At 60.5% G+C, this 13,466-nt stretch carries 12 protein-coding genes; 7 read left to right on the top strand and 5 right to left on the bottom strand.

Annotated features, from left to right (window positions below; translation table 11 throughout):
* Positions 1 to 46: 46 nt before the first annotated feature.
* Positions 47 to 220, top strand: coding sequence for a PA1571 family protein (locus A7J50_RS31585; RefSeq protein ID WP_053255030.1), 174 nt, complete (start codon positions 47 to 49; stop codon positions 218 to 220).
* A gap of 53 nt (positions 221 to 273) precedes the next feature.
* On the opposite strand, the gene pdxB is transcribed toward A7J50_RS31585, so the two are convergent.
* Complete coding sequence (pdxB, locus tag A7J50_RS08350; RefSeq protein ID WP_064451377.1) at positions 274 to 1,416, bottom strand: 4-phosphoerythronate dehydrogenase PdxB; 1,143 nt, start codon at positions 1,414 to 1,416, stop codon at positions 274 to 276.
* A 284-nt stretch (positions 1,417 to 1,700) separates the two neighbouring features.
* On the opposite strand from pdxB, the gene A7J50_RS08345 reads away from it, so the two are divergent.
* Positions 1,701 to 3,083 carry an MATE family efflux transporter gene (locus A7J50_RS08345; protein ID WP_064451376.1) on the top strand — a complete coding sequence of 461 codons (1,383 nt, stop codon included), beginning with the start codon at positions 1,701 to 1,703 and terminating at the stop codon, positions 3,081 to 3,083.
* On the opposite strand, the gene tusA is transcribed toward A7J50_RS08345, so the two are convergent.
* Positions 3,080 to 3,331 (bottom strand): sulfurtransferase TusA, encoded by a 252-nt coding sequence (gene tusA, locus A7J50_RS08340; protein ID WP_064451375.1) that lies wholly within the window; start codon positions 3,329 to 3,331, stop codon positions 3,080 to 3,082. The genes A7J50_RS08345 and tusA overlap by 4 nt on opposite strands.
* Positions 3,332 to 3,472: 141 nt before the next feature.
* Complete coding sequence (gene rlmM / locus A7J50_RS08335) at positions 3,473 to 4,549, bottom strand: 23S rRNA (cytidine(2498)-2'-O)-methyltransferase RlmM (protein WP_064451374.1); 1,077 nt, start codon at positions 4,547 to 4,549, stop codon at positions 3,473 to 3,475.
* Positions 4,550 to 4,745: 196 nt separating this feature from the next.
* Here rlmM and acnA point away from each other — a divergent pair, with 196 nt between their 5' ends.
* On the top strand, positions 4,746 to 7,487 hold the full coding sequence (gene acnA / locus A7J50_RS08330; protein WP_064451373.1) for an aconitate hydratase AcnA: 2,742 nt from the start codon (positions 4,746 to 4,748) through the stop codon (positions 7,485 to 7,487).
* A gap of 127 nt (positions 7,488 to 7,614) precedes the next feature.
* Here the strand turns inward: acnA and A7J50_RS08325 are convergent, their stop codons facing one another.
* Both A7J50_RS08325 and cysK read right to left on the bottom strand, forming a co-directional pair.
* Positions 7,615 to 8,553, bottom strand: coding sequence for an aspartyl/asparaginyl beta-hydroxylase domain-containing protein (locus tag A7J50_RS08325; RefSeq protein ID WP_064451372.1), 939 nt, complete (start codon positions 8,551 to 8,553; stop codon positions 7,615 to 7,617).
* Between the two features lie 279 nt (positions 8,554 to 8,832).
* Entirely contained in the window at positions 8,833 to 9,807 is a 975-nt protein-coding gene (gene cysK, locus A7J50_RS08320; protein ID WP_064451371.1) for a cysteine synthase A, read from the bottom strand.
* A gap of 124 nt (positions 9,808 to 9,931) precedes the next feature.
* On the opposite strand from cysK, the gene A7J50_RS08315 reads away from it, so the two are divergent.
* The 4 genes from A7J50_RS08315 to A7J50_RS08300 all read left to right on the top strand — a co-directional run bounded on the left by A7J50_RS08315 (position 9,932) and on the right by A7J50_RS08300 (position 13,447).
* Positions 9,932 to 11,005 carry a DUF748 domain-containing protein gene (locus tag A7J50_RS08315; protein ID WP_064451370.1) on the top strand — a complete coding sequence of 358 codons (1,074 nt, stop codon included), beginning with the start codon at positions 9,932 to 9,934 and terminating at the stop codon, positions 11,003 to 11,005.
* A gap of 90 nt (positions 11,006 to 11,095) precedes the next feature.
* On the top strand, positions 11,096 to 11,317 hold the full coding sequence (locus tag A7J50_RS08310) for a hypothetical protein (protein ID WP_064451369.1): 222 nt from the start codon (positions 11,096 to 11,098) through the stop codon (positions 11,315 to 11,317).
* A 106-nt stretch (positions 11,318 to 11,423) separates the two neighbouring features.
* The gene (locus A7J50_RS08305; protein ID WP_003210690.1) at positions 11,424 to 12,269 is read left to right on the top strand and encodes an AAA family ATPase; all 846 of its coding nucleotides are present in this window, start codon (positions 11,424 to 11,426) and stop codon (positions 12,267 to 12,269) included.
* On the top strand, positions 12,269 to 13,447 hold the full coding sequence (locus tag A7J50_RS08300) for a vWA domain-containing protein (RefSeq protein WP_064451368.1): 1,179 nt from the start codon (positions 12,269 to 12,271) through the stop codon (positions 13,445 to 13,447). Before A7J50_RS08305 ends, A7J50_RS08300 begins: the two co-directional genes overlap by 1 nt.
* Positions 13,448 to 13,466 lie beyond the last annotated feature (19 nt).

Genomic DNA, 13,466 nt, shown 5'->3' with positions numbered 1-13,466 from the left:
CGCGGGGGAATTACAGTAGGTACACAACCTGATGAGGAGACAGGCCATGACCTTGCAAAACAGCAGCGATGCCAAGATTGAAGTGATCCGCCAACCGCAGCATCTGCCTTGCTCCGTCATCGACGCCCAAGGCCGCGAAGTGCAGATTACCGAAGAGATGATCCAGCAAGCATGTCGCGAGCTGGAACAGCGATTGGTCAAGCCTGCCAAGCAAGGCTGAAGTGCCCACGCTCTTTCAAACCCGGCCTTGATGGCCGGGTTTTTTATCGGTGCTTAAATCGCTACCGCGCCCAGCGCGGACACGATGTTCGACAACTGCGCCGATTCCCCGTTAATGCGTACTTTCAAGCCGTCAATCTCACGCCGCTCCGGGTAGTGCTTGCGCAGGAGGTCGAACGCCTTGCGTTGCTCTTGCACGGTTCCGACAAGGCTGCGACGGAAATCCGCATCATCGCGGCGCGGGTCGTACACGCTGCGGCACAACGTCGCCAAGGCCCAGGCCGGATCGGTCGACGCGTTCAGGTGCACCTCGGCCAGCCACGGTGGCGGCAGCAGATCACTTAACTGAATGCTCGGTTCGTGGCCGAGGTGCGCGCAGAGTGCCTGGTAAATCTGCGCGGTACCGCGCTGCTTGCCATCGAGGCTGTAGCCTGCGATATGCGGAGTGGCCAACACGCACAGGTCGGCCAGGTCGACGTCCACTTCGGGCTCGCCTTCCCACACATCCAGCACAGCTTGCAGGTCTTCGCGCTGCAGCAGCACCTCGCGCAGGGCGGCGTTATCCACCACCGGACCACGGCTGGCGTTGATCAGCCAAGTGCCGGGCTTGAGGCGGTTGAGCCGCTCGCGGTCAAACAGGTGCCAGGTGGAACCGTTGCCGGACTTGGTCAGCGGCGTGTGCAGGCTGATCACGTCGCACTGCTCGATAATCTGCTGCAGGCTGACGTAATCACCGTCTTCGGCGATCTGGCGCGGCGGGTCACACACCAATACGTTCCAGCCCAGGCCCTTGAGTACCTGTACCAGGCGGCCGCCCACTTCACCGGCACCCACCACACCGTAGGTGCGCTGGTTGAGGTCGGCGCCTTCGATTTCGGCCAGGGTCTGCAAGCTGCCCAGCACATAGTCCACCACGCCCCGCGCATTGCAACCGGGGGCGCTGGACCAGGTGACACCGGCCTGCTTGAAGTAATCCAGGTCCAGGTGATCGGTGCCGATGGTGCAGGTGCCGACAAAGCGCACTTGTGTGCCTTCCAGCAAGGCGCGATTAACGTTGGTCACCGAGCGCACCAGCAGCACATCGGCCTGCTCGACCGTGGCGCGGTCGATGGAACGACCGGGCACCCGGCGAATTTCGCCAAACCCCTCAAAGAAGGCATCGAGCAGCGGAATATTTTCGTCGGCAACAATCAGCATGGCAGGCTCCTTTCGCGGACCAGCAGTGTACAGGGATGCGACCTGCGTTCCAGCGTAGATGCCAGGTGGGCAGTGCTTAGGTGGGAGCTGGCTTGCCTGCGATGCAGGCGACTCATTCTGTCGCTCAAAACCGAGGTGATGCCATCGCAGGCAAGCCAGCTCCCACAGGGGGTCGGCGCCAGCCGGAAGATCGCTTACAAATCGCTAACACAGGTTTTTTCCTGACCACTGCGTCAGCGCGTAGACTGCGCCGTCCTTTGCAACTCTTTTACGGACACCCGCACGTGAACACCGCCACCGCGACCCTCTCCCGCCCCGCCCGCGTCAGTCGCGAGGTGCGCAGCCTGCTGACCCTGGCCCTGCCGATCATGATCGGCCAACTCGCCACCACTGCCATGGGTTTCGTCGATGCGGTGATGGCCGGGCGCGTGAGCCCGCGAGACCTGGCAGCGGTGGCCCTGGGCAACTCGATCTGGATTCCGGTGTACCTGCTGATGACCGGCACGCTGCTGGCCACCACGCCCAAAGTCGCCCAGCGCTTCGGCGCCGGCCACCACACCGAGATTGGCCCGCTGGTGCGCCAATCCCTATGGCTGGCGGTGGTGGTGGGCATTACTGCCCTGCTGATGCTGATCAGCGCCGAACCGATCCTGCACGCGATGAAGGTCGACCCCGAGCTGATCAAACCCTGCATGGCCTACCTGCACGGCATCGCGTCCGGCATGCCGGCCATCGCCCTGTATTACGTGTTGCGTTGCTTCAGTGATGGCATGGGCCGTACGCGCCCAAGCATGGTCATGGGCCTGTGCGGGCTGGCGTTGAACATTCCACTGAACTACGTGTTCATTTATGGCCACTTCGGTGTGCCGGCCATGGGCGGCGTGGGCTGTGGCTGGGCCACGGCCATTGTGATGTGGGTGATGATGCTCGGCCTCGCCGCTTGGACCCGCTGGGCACCGGCGTACCAGAGCAGCGAATTGTTCAAGCGTTTCGACTGGCCGCAATGGGCAGTGATCAAGCGCGTGCTGAGCATCGGCCTGCCGATCGGGATCGCGGTGTTTGCCGAATCGAGCATTTTTGCGGTGATCGCCCTGCTGATCGGCAGCCTGGGCGCCAACGTGGTGGCCGGGCACCAGATTGCGCTGAACTTCAGCTCGCTGGTGTTCATGATCCCCTATTCGCTGAGCATGGCGGTCACGGTGCGGGTCGGCCAGGCATTGGGTCGTGGCGAGCCGCGTGAAGCTCGTTTTGCCGCCGGAGTCGGCATGGGCACGGCACTCACCTACGCGTGCCTGTCCTGCAGCCTGATGCTGCTGTTTCGCGAACAGATTGCCACGATTTACACGCCTGACCCGCGGGTGATCCACGTGGCGTCGATGCTGATCGTGTTTGCGGCGCTGTTCCAGTTCTCCGACGCGATCCAGGTCACCGCGGCCGGCGCGCTGCGTGGCTACCAGGACACGCGGGTGACCATGGTGCTGACCTTGTTTGCTTACTGGGGCGTGGGGTTGCCGGTGGGTTATGCCCTGGGGCTGACCGATTGGCTGGGCGCGGCGAGTGGGCCGAGTGGCCTGTGGCAAGGGCTGATCGTGGGCTTGAGCTGCGCCGCGGCGATGCTGGTGATCCGCCTGGCACGCAGCGCGCGCCGGCGGATTCGCCTGGTTTAAGCGGACTTCTTGCGAATCCAGTACAGGTACGTACCGGCGTGTTCCTGCTGATCCACCAGCTCGTGGTCCAGGAACACACAGAACTTGGGAATATCGCGGCGGGTCGACGGGTCGGTCGCGATCACCTTGAGCAGGCCGCCAGCCGGCAAGTCGCGGATGTGCTGGTGCAGCATCATCACCGGTTCCGGGCAGTTGAGGCCCGTCGCATCGAGCACGGCGTCTACGGGCAAATCGAGAGGCTGATTCATACATCACTCCTGAAACAGACCCACTCTCCTGTGGGAGCGGGCTTGCCCGCGATAAGGGGCACATTCACTATAAATTTCGACTGTTATACCGCCATCGCAGGCAAGCCAGCTCCCACATTTTGAGCGGCGTGCGGCTCAACGTCAGCGCGACTTGGTCTTCTTCACATCCACCAGCCGACGCAGGTGACAGGTGACTTCTTCACGGTCGTGGTACAGCTGCTTGCAGCCGATTTCCACGCGAATACCACGCGCCTTGAAACCGTCTTCAATGCGCTCCAGCAAGCGTTTCACTTCGGCGTAACGCTGCTTCATCGGCAACTTCAGGTTCACCACCGCCTCGCGGCAATAGCCCTCGCCGATCCAGGTTTCCAGCAGGGCCGCGTTACGCGCCGGTTTCTCGACGATGTCGCAGACCATCCAGTCTACCGGCTGCTTGGGCACGAAGGTAAAGCCGTCAGCCATCAAATGCTGCACCAGGCCGGTGTCCATCAGGCTTTCGGCCATCGGGCCGTTGTCGATGGCGGTCACCAGCATGCCGCGGTTGACCAGTTGCCAGGTCCAGCCGCCGGGGGCTGCGCCGAGGTCAACACCGGTCATGTCGCCGTGCAGGCGCTCATCCCACTGGTCGCGGGGGATGAAGTGGTGCCAGGCCTCTTCCAGTTTCAGGGTCGAACGGCTGGGCGCGTCACGCGGGAATTTCAGGCGCGGGATGCCCATGGGCCACATCGCCGAGTTGTTCGACTCGGCCAGGCCCATGAACACTTCACGGCCGCTTTTGAAGGTCAGCAGCAGGCGCGGCTTGCTCGGGTCATCCACCAGCTTGCCGGCGTTCAACAAGGCTTTGCGCAAGTGCACTTCAAACTTCTTGCAGAAGTTCGAGAGCTCCTTGCCGTCGTTGGTGTCGACCATCTCCAGCCACAGGCTGCCACACACCGGGAAGCCTTGCAGGTGGGCGAGGATCACGCTGATGCGGTCGGTTTCCGGCAGGTCGATGAACACCCCGCGCGCCCACTGCCTCGGGAAGATCAGCTCGGCAAAGCGCTGGCCGTGCATCAGGCGCTGGGCGCCGTCTTCTTCGGTGCAGACAAATTCGGCGCAGGCGCTGCCGGTCTTGGTCTTGGCATAGCCGGAAACGTTCAGGCGCGCGGCGTGTTCCGCGATCTCGGAACAGACTTCGCCTTCAAAACCCGGGCGGCAGTGCATAAAAAGGGTGTTCATCAACTCTCCTGGTGACTCAACCGGCATTGCTCTATCGCAATACCTGTCATGAAAACGCGCGCATGATAGCCGAGTTCGGAACCTTGGACTTAACGATAGAGTCCAGTTATTAGCCTGCTAATGAAAACAGGGCTAAGTTGAAAGCTCTGTTCGTCCCGTCAGGTCCGTAGCCGTGCGGACCATAAGGAGTCATGTAATGTCATCCGTTGATAGCCTGAGAACCCTTAAAACACTGGAAATAGACAGCAAGACCTACCACTACTTCAGTCTGCCCGAAGCGGCCAAGAGCCTGGGTGACCTGGACACGCTGCCGATGTCGCTCAAAGTGCTGCTGGAAAACCTGCTGCGCTGGGAAGACAACAAGACCGTCACCGGCGCCGACCTCAAGGCCATCGCTGCCTGGCTCAAAGAGCGCCAGTCCGACCGCGAAATCCAATACCGCCCCGCCCGCGTGCTGATGCAGGACTTCACCGGCGTGCCCGCCGTGGTCGACCTGGCCGCCATGCGCGCCGCCGTGGCCAAGGCGGGAGGCGACCCGCAGCGTATCAACCCGCTGTCCCCCGTGGACCTGGTGATCGACCACTCGGTAATGGTCGACAAGTTCGGCAGCAACAGCGCGTTTGAGCAGAACGTCGACATCGAAATGCAGCGCAACGGCGAACGCTACGCCTTCCTGCGCTGGGGCCAAAGCGCCTTCGACAACTTCAGCGTCGTGCCACCGGGCACCGGCATCTGCCACCAGGTCAACCTCGAATACCTCGGCCGCACCGTGTGGACCAAAGAGGAAGACGGCCGCACCTACGCCTTCCCCGACACCCTGGTGGGCACCGACTCCCACACCACCATGATCAATGGCCTTGGCGTACTCGGCTGGGGCGTGGGCGGCATCGAAGCGGAAGCGGCGATGCTCGGCCAACCGGTGTCGATGCTGATTCCGGAAGTGATCGGCTTCAAGCTCACCGGCAAACTCAAGGAAGGCATCACGGCCACCGACCTGGTGCTGACCGTCACCCAGATGCTGCGTAAAAAAGGCGTGGTGGGTAAATTCGTCGAATTCTATGGCGACGGCTTGGCCGACTTGCCCCTGGCCGACCGCGCGACCATCGCCAACATGGCCCCGGAATACGGCGCCACCTGCGGCTTTTTCCCCGTGGATGACGTGACCCTGGACTACCTGCGCCTGTCGGGCCGCCCGGCAGAAACCGTGAAGCTGGTCGAGGCCTACACCAAGGCTCAGGGCCTGTGGCGCAATGCCGGCCAGGAGCCAGTGTTCACCGATACCCTGGCGCTGGACATGGGCAGCGTCGAAGCCAGCCTTGCCGGGCCGAAACGCCCGCAGGACCGTGTTTCGTTGCCAAATGTGGCACAAGCCTTCAGTGACTTCCTCGACCTGCAATTCAAACCCACCACCAAAGAAGAAGGCCGCCTGGAAAGTGAAGGCGGTGGCGGTGTCGCCGTGGGCAACGCCGACCTGGTGGGCGAAACTGACTACGAATACGACGGCCATACCTATCGCCTGAAAAACGGCGCGGTGGTGATTGCAGCGATTACCTCGTGCACCAACACCTCCAACCCCAGTGTGATGATGGCTGCAGGCCTGGTGGCGAAAAAGGCCGTGGAAAAAGGCCTCACCAGCAAACCGTGGGTGAAAACCTCGCTGGCACCTGGCTCCAAAGTGGTGACTGACTACTACAAGGCGGCGGGCCTTACCCAGTACCTGGATAAACTCGGTTTCGATCTGGTCGGCTATGGCTGCACCACCTGCATCGGCAACTCCGGCCCACTGCCTGAGCCCATCGAAAAAGCCATCCAGAAAGCTGACCTCGCGGTCGCCTCGGTGCTGTCCGGCAACCGTAACTTTGAGGGTCGCGTACACCCACTGGTGAAAACCAACTGGCTGGCCTCGCCGCCGCTGGTGGTCGCCTATGCATTGGCCGGCACCGTGCGTATCGATATCAGCAGCGAGCCACTGGGCGAAGGCAAGGACGGCCAGCCGGTGTACCTGAAAGACATCTGGCCAAGCAGCCAGGAAATCGCCGACGCCGTCGCCCAGGTCAGCACCGGCATGTTCCACAAGGAATATGCCGAAGTATTTGCCGGTGATGAGCAGTGGCAAGCCATTGAGGTGCCGCAGGCCGCGACTTACGTGTGGCAGAAGGATTCCACCTACATCCAGCACCCGCCGTTCTTCGATGACATTGCCGGGCCACTGCCGGTCATCAAAGACGTCACAGGCGCGAATGTGCTGGCGCTGCTGGGTGATTCGGTGACCACCGACCACATCTCCCCTGCCGGCAACATCAAGACCGACAGCCCCGCCGGGCGCTACCTGCGCGAGCAAGGTGTGGAGCCGCGTGACTTCAACTCCTACGGCTCACGCCGGGGCAACCATGAAGTGATGATGCGCGGCACGTTTGCCAATATCCGCATCCGCAACGAGATGCTCGGCGGCGAGGAAGGCGGCAACACGCTGTACATCCCCACTGGCGAGAAAATGCCCATTTACGACGCGGCCATGAAGTACCAGGCGTCGGGCACGCCGCTGGTGGTGATCGCCGGTCAGGAATACGGCACCGGCTCAAGCCGCGACTGGGCGGCCAAGGGCACCAACCTGCTGGGGGTCAAGGCGGTGATCGCCGAGAGCTTCGAGCGGATTCACCGCTCCAACCTGGTCGGCATGGGCGTGCTGCCACTGCAGTTCAAGCTGGATCAGAACCGCAAGGCGCTCAAACTCACCGGCAAGGAAAAGATCGACATTCTCGGGCTGACCGATGCCGAGATCGAGCCACGGATGAACCTGACGCTGGTGATTACGCGCGAGGATGGCAGCAGCGAGAAGGTCGAGGTGCTGTGCCGGATTGATACCCTCAATGAAGTCGAGTACTTCAAGGCGGGCGGGATTCTGCACTATGTACTGCGCCAGCTGATCGCCTCTTAAGCAACACTGCAAAACCAAAAGTGGGAGCGGGCTTGCTCGCGAATGCGGAGTGTCAGTCGATACATTCTTGACTGACCCACCGCTTTCGCGAGCAAGCCCGCTCCCACATTTTTAACCGCGTTTCAAATTAGCTGAACAACCACTTCCACAACAGCACCAGCACGATTACAGCCAGCACCGGCCGCGCAATGCGGTAGGCCTTCGGATGCTTGCGCTTCCACTGCTTGACCACACCGCTGAACTTGTCGCTGAAGGTCTTGCTCCAGGCATACGCCTGGTTGATCCCGCCCACACGCTCATCATCAAGGTTTTGCGGCGCCGTGGCGCGGCCCAACTGCTTGCTGACCCAGCGGTTGATGCGCGTCATCAGCCGGTTGCTCAGCGGGCGTTCGATGTCGCAGAACAGAATCACGCGGGTCTTTTCAGTCTCGTTCTTCACCCAGTGCACGTACGTTTCGTCGAACATCACGTCCTCACCGTCGCGCCAGGCGTAAACCTGGCCATCCACGAAGATGCGGCAGTCGTCGGAGTTCGGCGTGGACAAACCCAGGTGATAACGCAGCGAACCGGCAAACGGGTCGCGGTGCGGGTTGAGGTGGCTACCCCCCGGCAACAGCGCGAACATTGCGCCCTTGACGTTGGGGATGCTGCTGACCAGCGCCACGGTTTTCGGGCACAGGGCCTCGGCCGATGGCAGCGGTTTGTCGTACCACTTGAGGTAGAAGCGCTTCCAGCCCTTTTTGAAGAACGAACCGAAACCGGCGTCGTTGTTCTTTTCGGCGGCGCGGATGTACCCCTCGTCGAACAGGTGCATCGCCTCTTCGCGAATCACTTCCCAGTTGTCCTTGAGCACATCCAGCTCCGGGAACTTGCTGCGGTCCAGGTACGGTTTGGACGGCACGGCCGAGAATATATACATCAAGGCGTTGTACGGGGCGAACAGCGCCGAATGGTTGACGAACTGGCGCAACATCGGCAAACGGGCCTTGCCGCGCAAGTGCACATACAGCGTGCTGCCGATAAACAACAGCAGCACCGACAGTTTGGCGGCCAAAGAAAAGGTCATGCAGCAACTCCTGGAAATAAGCGCCTGGCCAGCGACCTCCCGTCAACGGGAAACCAGACGTAGCAGCCGGCCATGATAAACAGTTGGGCCATTATGCAGAAGGCCTGGGCCGACCGGCTGACATAAATCAAAACCCTGTGGCAAGTCGAACCCTTATGGTGAGCGGGCTTGCCCTAATGCAGTTCAGTTAAGCGAACACGATGCTCAAAGCAGCGAAGATCAAATGTGGGAGCGGGCTTGCCCGCGAAGACGTCGGCCCCGCCCGCCACCGATAAGCGATCAGGCCTGGTTTTCTTGCTCGGTAAACAAATCGCTGAACAACATGCTCGACAGGTAGCGCTCACCCGAGTCCGGCAGGATCACCACGATGGTCTTGCCCTGCATTTCCGGTTTCTCGGCCAGCCGTACCGCCACCGCCATGGCGGCGCCGCAGGAGATTCCGCACAGAATGCCTTCTTCCTGCATCAGTCGCCGAGCCATGACCTTGGATTCGTCATCGGTCACCAGCTCCACGCGGTCAACCATCGACAGGTCGAGGTTTTTCGGCACGAAACCGGCGCCGATGCCCTGGATTTTATGCGGGCTGGGTTTGATCTCTTCACCGGCCAGCGCCTGGGTAATCACGGGCGAGGCGAACGGTTCAACAGCCACCGACAGAATCGGCTTGCCGGCAATGTTCTTGATATAGCGCGACACACCGGTAATGGTGCCGCCGGTGCCCACGCCCGCGACCAGTACGTCCACGGCGCCATCGGTGTCGTTCCAGATTTCCGGGCCGGTGGTTTTCTCGTGGATCGCCGGGTTGGCCGGGTTTTCGAACTGGGCCGGCATAAAGTAGGTCGCCGGGTCGCTGGCGAGGATTTCGGCAGCTTTTTCGATAGCGCCCTTCATGCCCTTGGCCGGTTCGGTCAACACCAGTTCGGCGCCCAGGGCCTTGAGCACTTTGCGTCGCTCGATGCTCATCGACGACGGCATGGTCAGCAGCAGCTTGTAGCCACGGGCGGCGGCGACAAACGCCAGGCCAATGCCGGTGTTGCCGGAGGTCGGTTCTACAATCGTCATGCCGGGCTTGAGTTTGCCGGTGCTTTCGGCGTCCCAGATCATGTTTGCGCCAATGCGGCACTTCACCGAATAACCCGGGTTACGCCCTTCGATCTTGGCCAGGATGGTCACGCCACGCGGTGCGATGCGATTGATCTGAACCAGGGGCGTATTACCGATGGAGTGCGCGTTGTCTGCAAAGATGCGGCTCATAACGGGTCCTTAGGGCAATTTCAATAAGGCTCCAAGGGTATGCCTCAGGTTGGGAGGCGTCCAGTCAGAGGAACGTTGCGCCAATACATGCGGTCCATCGCCTATACCGTTGGAGAACCTGAACATGAAACGTCGCTACAGTGGGCTGCTATGGATCGTCGCCGTACTGGTGGTAGTACTGATCGCTCTGGACCTCGCCCTGCCCTACCTGGTGCGCAACTACCTGAACGACAAGCTTGCCGACATGGGCGATTACCGCGGCCAGGTCACGGACGTGGACGTGGCCCTGTGGCGCGGCGCCTACAAAATCAACGGCCTGCAGATCGTCAAGGTCGACGGCAAGGTGCCTGTGCCGTTCGTCAAGGCACCATTGATCGACGTGGCGGTAAGCTGGCATTCGCTGTGGTACGACCATGCGGTGGTCGCCGAGATGCAGTTCTTCCAGCCGGAGGTGAATTTCGTCGACGGTGGCAGCCAACAGGCGTCCCAGACCGGTAAGGGCACCGACTGGCGCGAACAACTGAGCAAACTGTTGCCGATCACCCTCAACGAAGTGCGCATTCAGGACGGCAGGGTCGCCTTCCACAACTTCAATTCCAAGCCTGCGGTGAATATCTATGCCACCGCGGTCAACGCGAGCTTTTACAACCTGACCAACGTCGTCGATGTGAAGGGCAAGCGTGACGCCAGCTTCGAAGGCAAGGCGCAGTTGCTCGGGCAGGCACCGCTGGAAGCCACTGCCGCCTTCGACCCGCTGAGCAATTTCGAAGACTTTGAATTCCGCTTTCGCGCCAAAGACATCCAGCTCAAGCGCCTGAATGACTTCGCGTCGGCCTACGGAAAATTCGACTTCAAGGCCGGTACCGGCGATCTGGTGGTCGAAGCCCAGGCTGAAAAAGGCCAATTGAAAGGTTACATCAAGCCGTTGCTGCGCAATGTGGAAGTGTTCGACTGGAAACAGGATGTAGAGAACAAGGACAAAAATATCTTTCGCTCGATCTGGGAAGCCGTGGTTGGCACCAGCGAGACTGTGCTGAAGAACCAGAACAAAAACCAGTTTGCCACCCGCGTAGAACTCAGTGGCAGTGTTCACCAGCAAAATCTCAGCGCGTTCTCGGCGTTTTTGGCGATTTTGCGCAACGGTTTCATCCAGGCGTTCACTGCGCGCTATGAACAGCCCAAGCCGAGTGCTGACTGAATCACACGCCCGAGGGCAACTATGGTGAAACACCGAGCCCTCGTTTATCGTACCGCCGAGTAAATTCCAACGACTAGTAAGGACACTAAAATGCGCATCTGCGGCTGGATACTGACAATTCTTGGTTATCTTTGGGCCTTTTCGGGCTGTGTGCGAATAGCGATATTCGCCATGGACGGCGGGCCGATGGCCGGCCAGATGATCCTCATAAGCCTGGGCACACTGGTTTTAGCAGCACTCGCCCTGTGGGGCGGCAGCAAGCTCAGGGATAAAGCCGATGCGCGGGCGTATGCGTTGGAAAAAAACCGCTAGCGGTCACGCGTGACCAGCCATTCAGAGACTGAATAACCCGTCTGCGTTCACAGTCGCCGGGGCTGCGCGGTATAGTCCGGGCATTGATGAATGCGAGGAATGACCGATGAAGTTCGAAGGCACCCAGGCCTACGTTGCTACCGATGACCTGAAATTGGCCGTGAACGCCGCCATCACCCTGGAACGGCCATTGCTGGTCAAGGGCGAGCCCGGCACCGGCAAGACCATGCTCGCCGAACAACTGGCCGAATCCTTCGGCGCCAAGCTGATTACCTGGCACATCAAGTCCACCACCAAGGCGCATCAGGGCCTCTACGAGTATGACGCGGTAAGCCGTCTGCGCGACTCGCAGCTGGGCGTGGACAAAGTGCACGACGTGCGCAACTACCTGAAGAAGGGCAAGCTCTGGGAGGCCTTCGAGTCCGAGGAGCGGGTGATTCTGCTGATCGATGAAATCGACAAGGCTGACATCGAGTTCCCTAACGACCTGTTGCAAGAACTCGACAAGATGGAGTTCTACGTCTACGAAATCGACGAGACCATCAAGGCCAAGAAACGCCCGATCATCATCATTACCTCCAACAACGAAAAAGAGCTGCCGGACGCGTTCCTGCGCCGCTGCTTCTTCCATTACATCGCCTTCCCCGACCGCACGACCCTGCAAAAGATCGTCGATGTGCACTACCCCGACATCAAGAAAGACCTGGTCAGCGAAGCGCTGGACGTGTTTTTCGACGTGCGCAAAGTGCCAGGCCTGAAGAAAAAGCCGTCCACCTCCGAACTGGTCGACTGGCTCAAACTGCTGATGGCCGACAATATCGGTGAAGCCGTGCTGCGCGAACGCGACCCCACCAAAGCCATCCCGCCGCTGGCCGGGGCTTTGGTGAAGAACGAGCAAGACGTGCAATTGCTGGAGCGTCTGGCGTTCATGAGCCGTCGCGGTAATCGATAATGTTGCTCAACCTGTTCAATGAGATGCGTGCAGCCAAGGTGCCGGTGTCGGTGCGCGAGCTGCTCGACTTGATCAATGCGCTGAAACAGCGCGTGGTCTTCGCCGACATGGACGAGTTTTACTACTTGGCCCGGGCAATCCTGGTGAAGGACGAACGGCATTTCGACAAGTTCGACCGGGCGTTCGGCGCCTATTTCAACGGCCTCGAAAAGCTCGACGACCACCTGCAAGCGCTGATCCCCGAGGACTGGCTGCGCAAGGAGTTCGAACGCTCGCTGACCGATGAAGAGCGCGCGCAGATCCAGTCCCTCGGCGGCCTGGACAAGCTGATCGAAGAATTCAAGAAACGCCTGGAAGAACAGAAAGAGCGCCATGCCGGCGGCAACAAGTGGATCGGCACCGGTGGCACCAGCCCGTTCGGCTCCGGCGGCTACAACCCGGAAGGCATTCGCGTCGGCGACGCCGGCAAGCGCCAGGGCAAAGCGGTGAAAGTCTGGGACCAGCGCGAGTACAAGAACCTCGACGACCAAGTGGAACTGGGCACGCGCAACATCAAGATCGCTCTGCGCCGCCTGCGCAAATTCGCGCGCCAGGGTGCGGCCGAAGAGCTGGATATCGACGGCACTATCGACCACACCGCCCGCGACGCCGGGTTGCTGAATATCCAGATGCGCCCGGAGCGGCGTAACACCATCAAGCTGTTGCTGCTGTTCGACATCGGCGGCTCGATGGACGCCCATGTAAAGATCTGCGAAGAGCTGTTCTCGGCCTGCAAGACCGAGTTCAAGCACCTGGAGTACTTCTACTTTCACAACTTCGTGTACGAATCGGTGTGGAAGAACAACCAGCGCCGCACATCGGAGCGCACCTCCACCCAGGATTTGCTGCACAAGTACGGCGCTGACTACAAAGTGATTTTTATCGGCGATGCGTCGATGGCGCCCTACGAAATCACCCAGGCCGGCGGCAGCGTCGAGCACTGGAATGAAGAGCCCGGGTATGTGTGGATGCAGCGCTTCATGGCCAAGTACAAGAAGCTGATCTGGATAAACCCGTACCCGAAGGACACGTGGGGGTATACGGCGTCGACAGGGATTGTGCGGGAGTTGGTGGAGGATCAGATGTATCCGCTGACCTTGCGCGGCTTGGAAGAAGGAATGCGCTTTCTCTCCAAGTAAACGCAGAGGCAAATGTGGG

Source organism: Pseudomonas antarctica, from assembly GCF_001647715.1.
Lineage (GTDB): Bacteria > Pseudomonadota > Gammaproteobacteria > Pseudomonadales > Pseudomonadaceae > Aquipseudomonas > Aquipseudomonas antarctica_A.
Note: the sequence above shows the minus strand (reverse complement) of the source record. Positions and strands in the feature narration are given on the sequence as shown.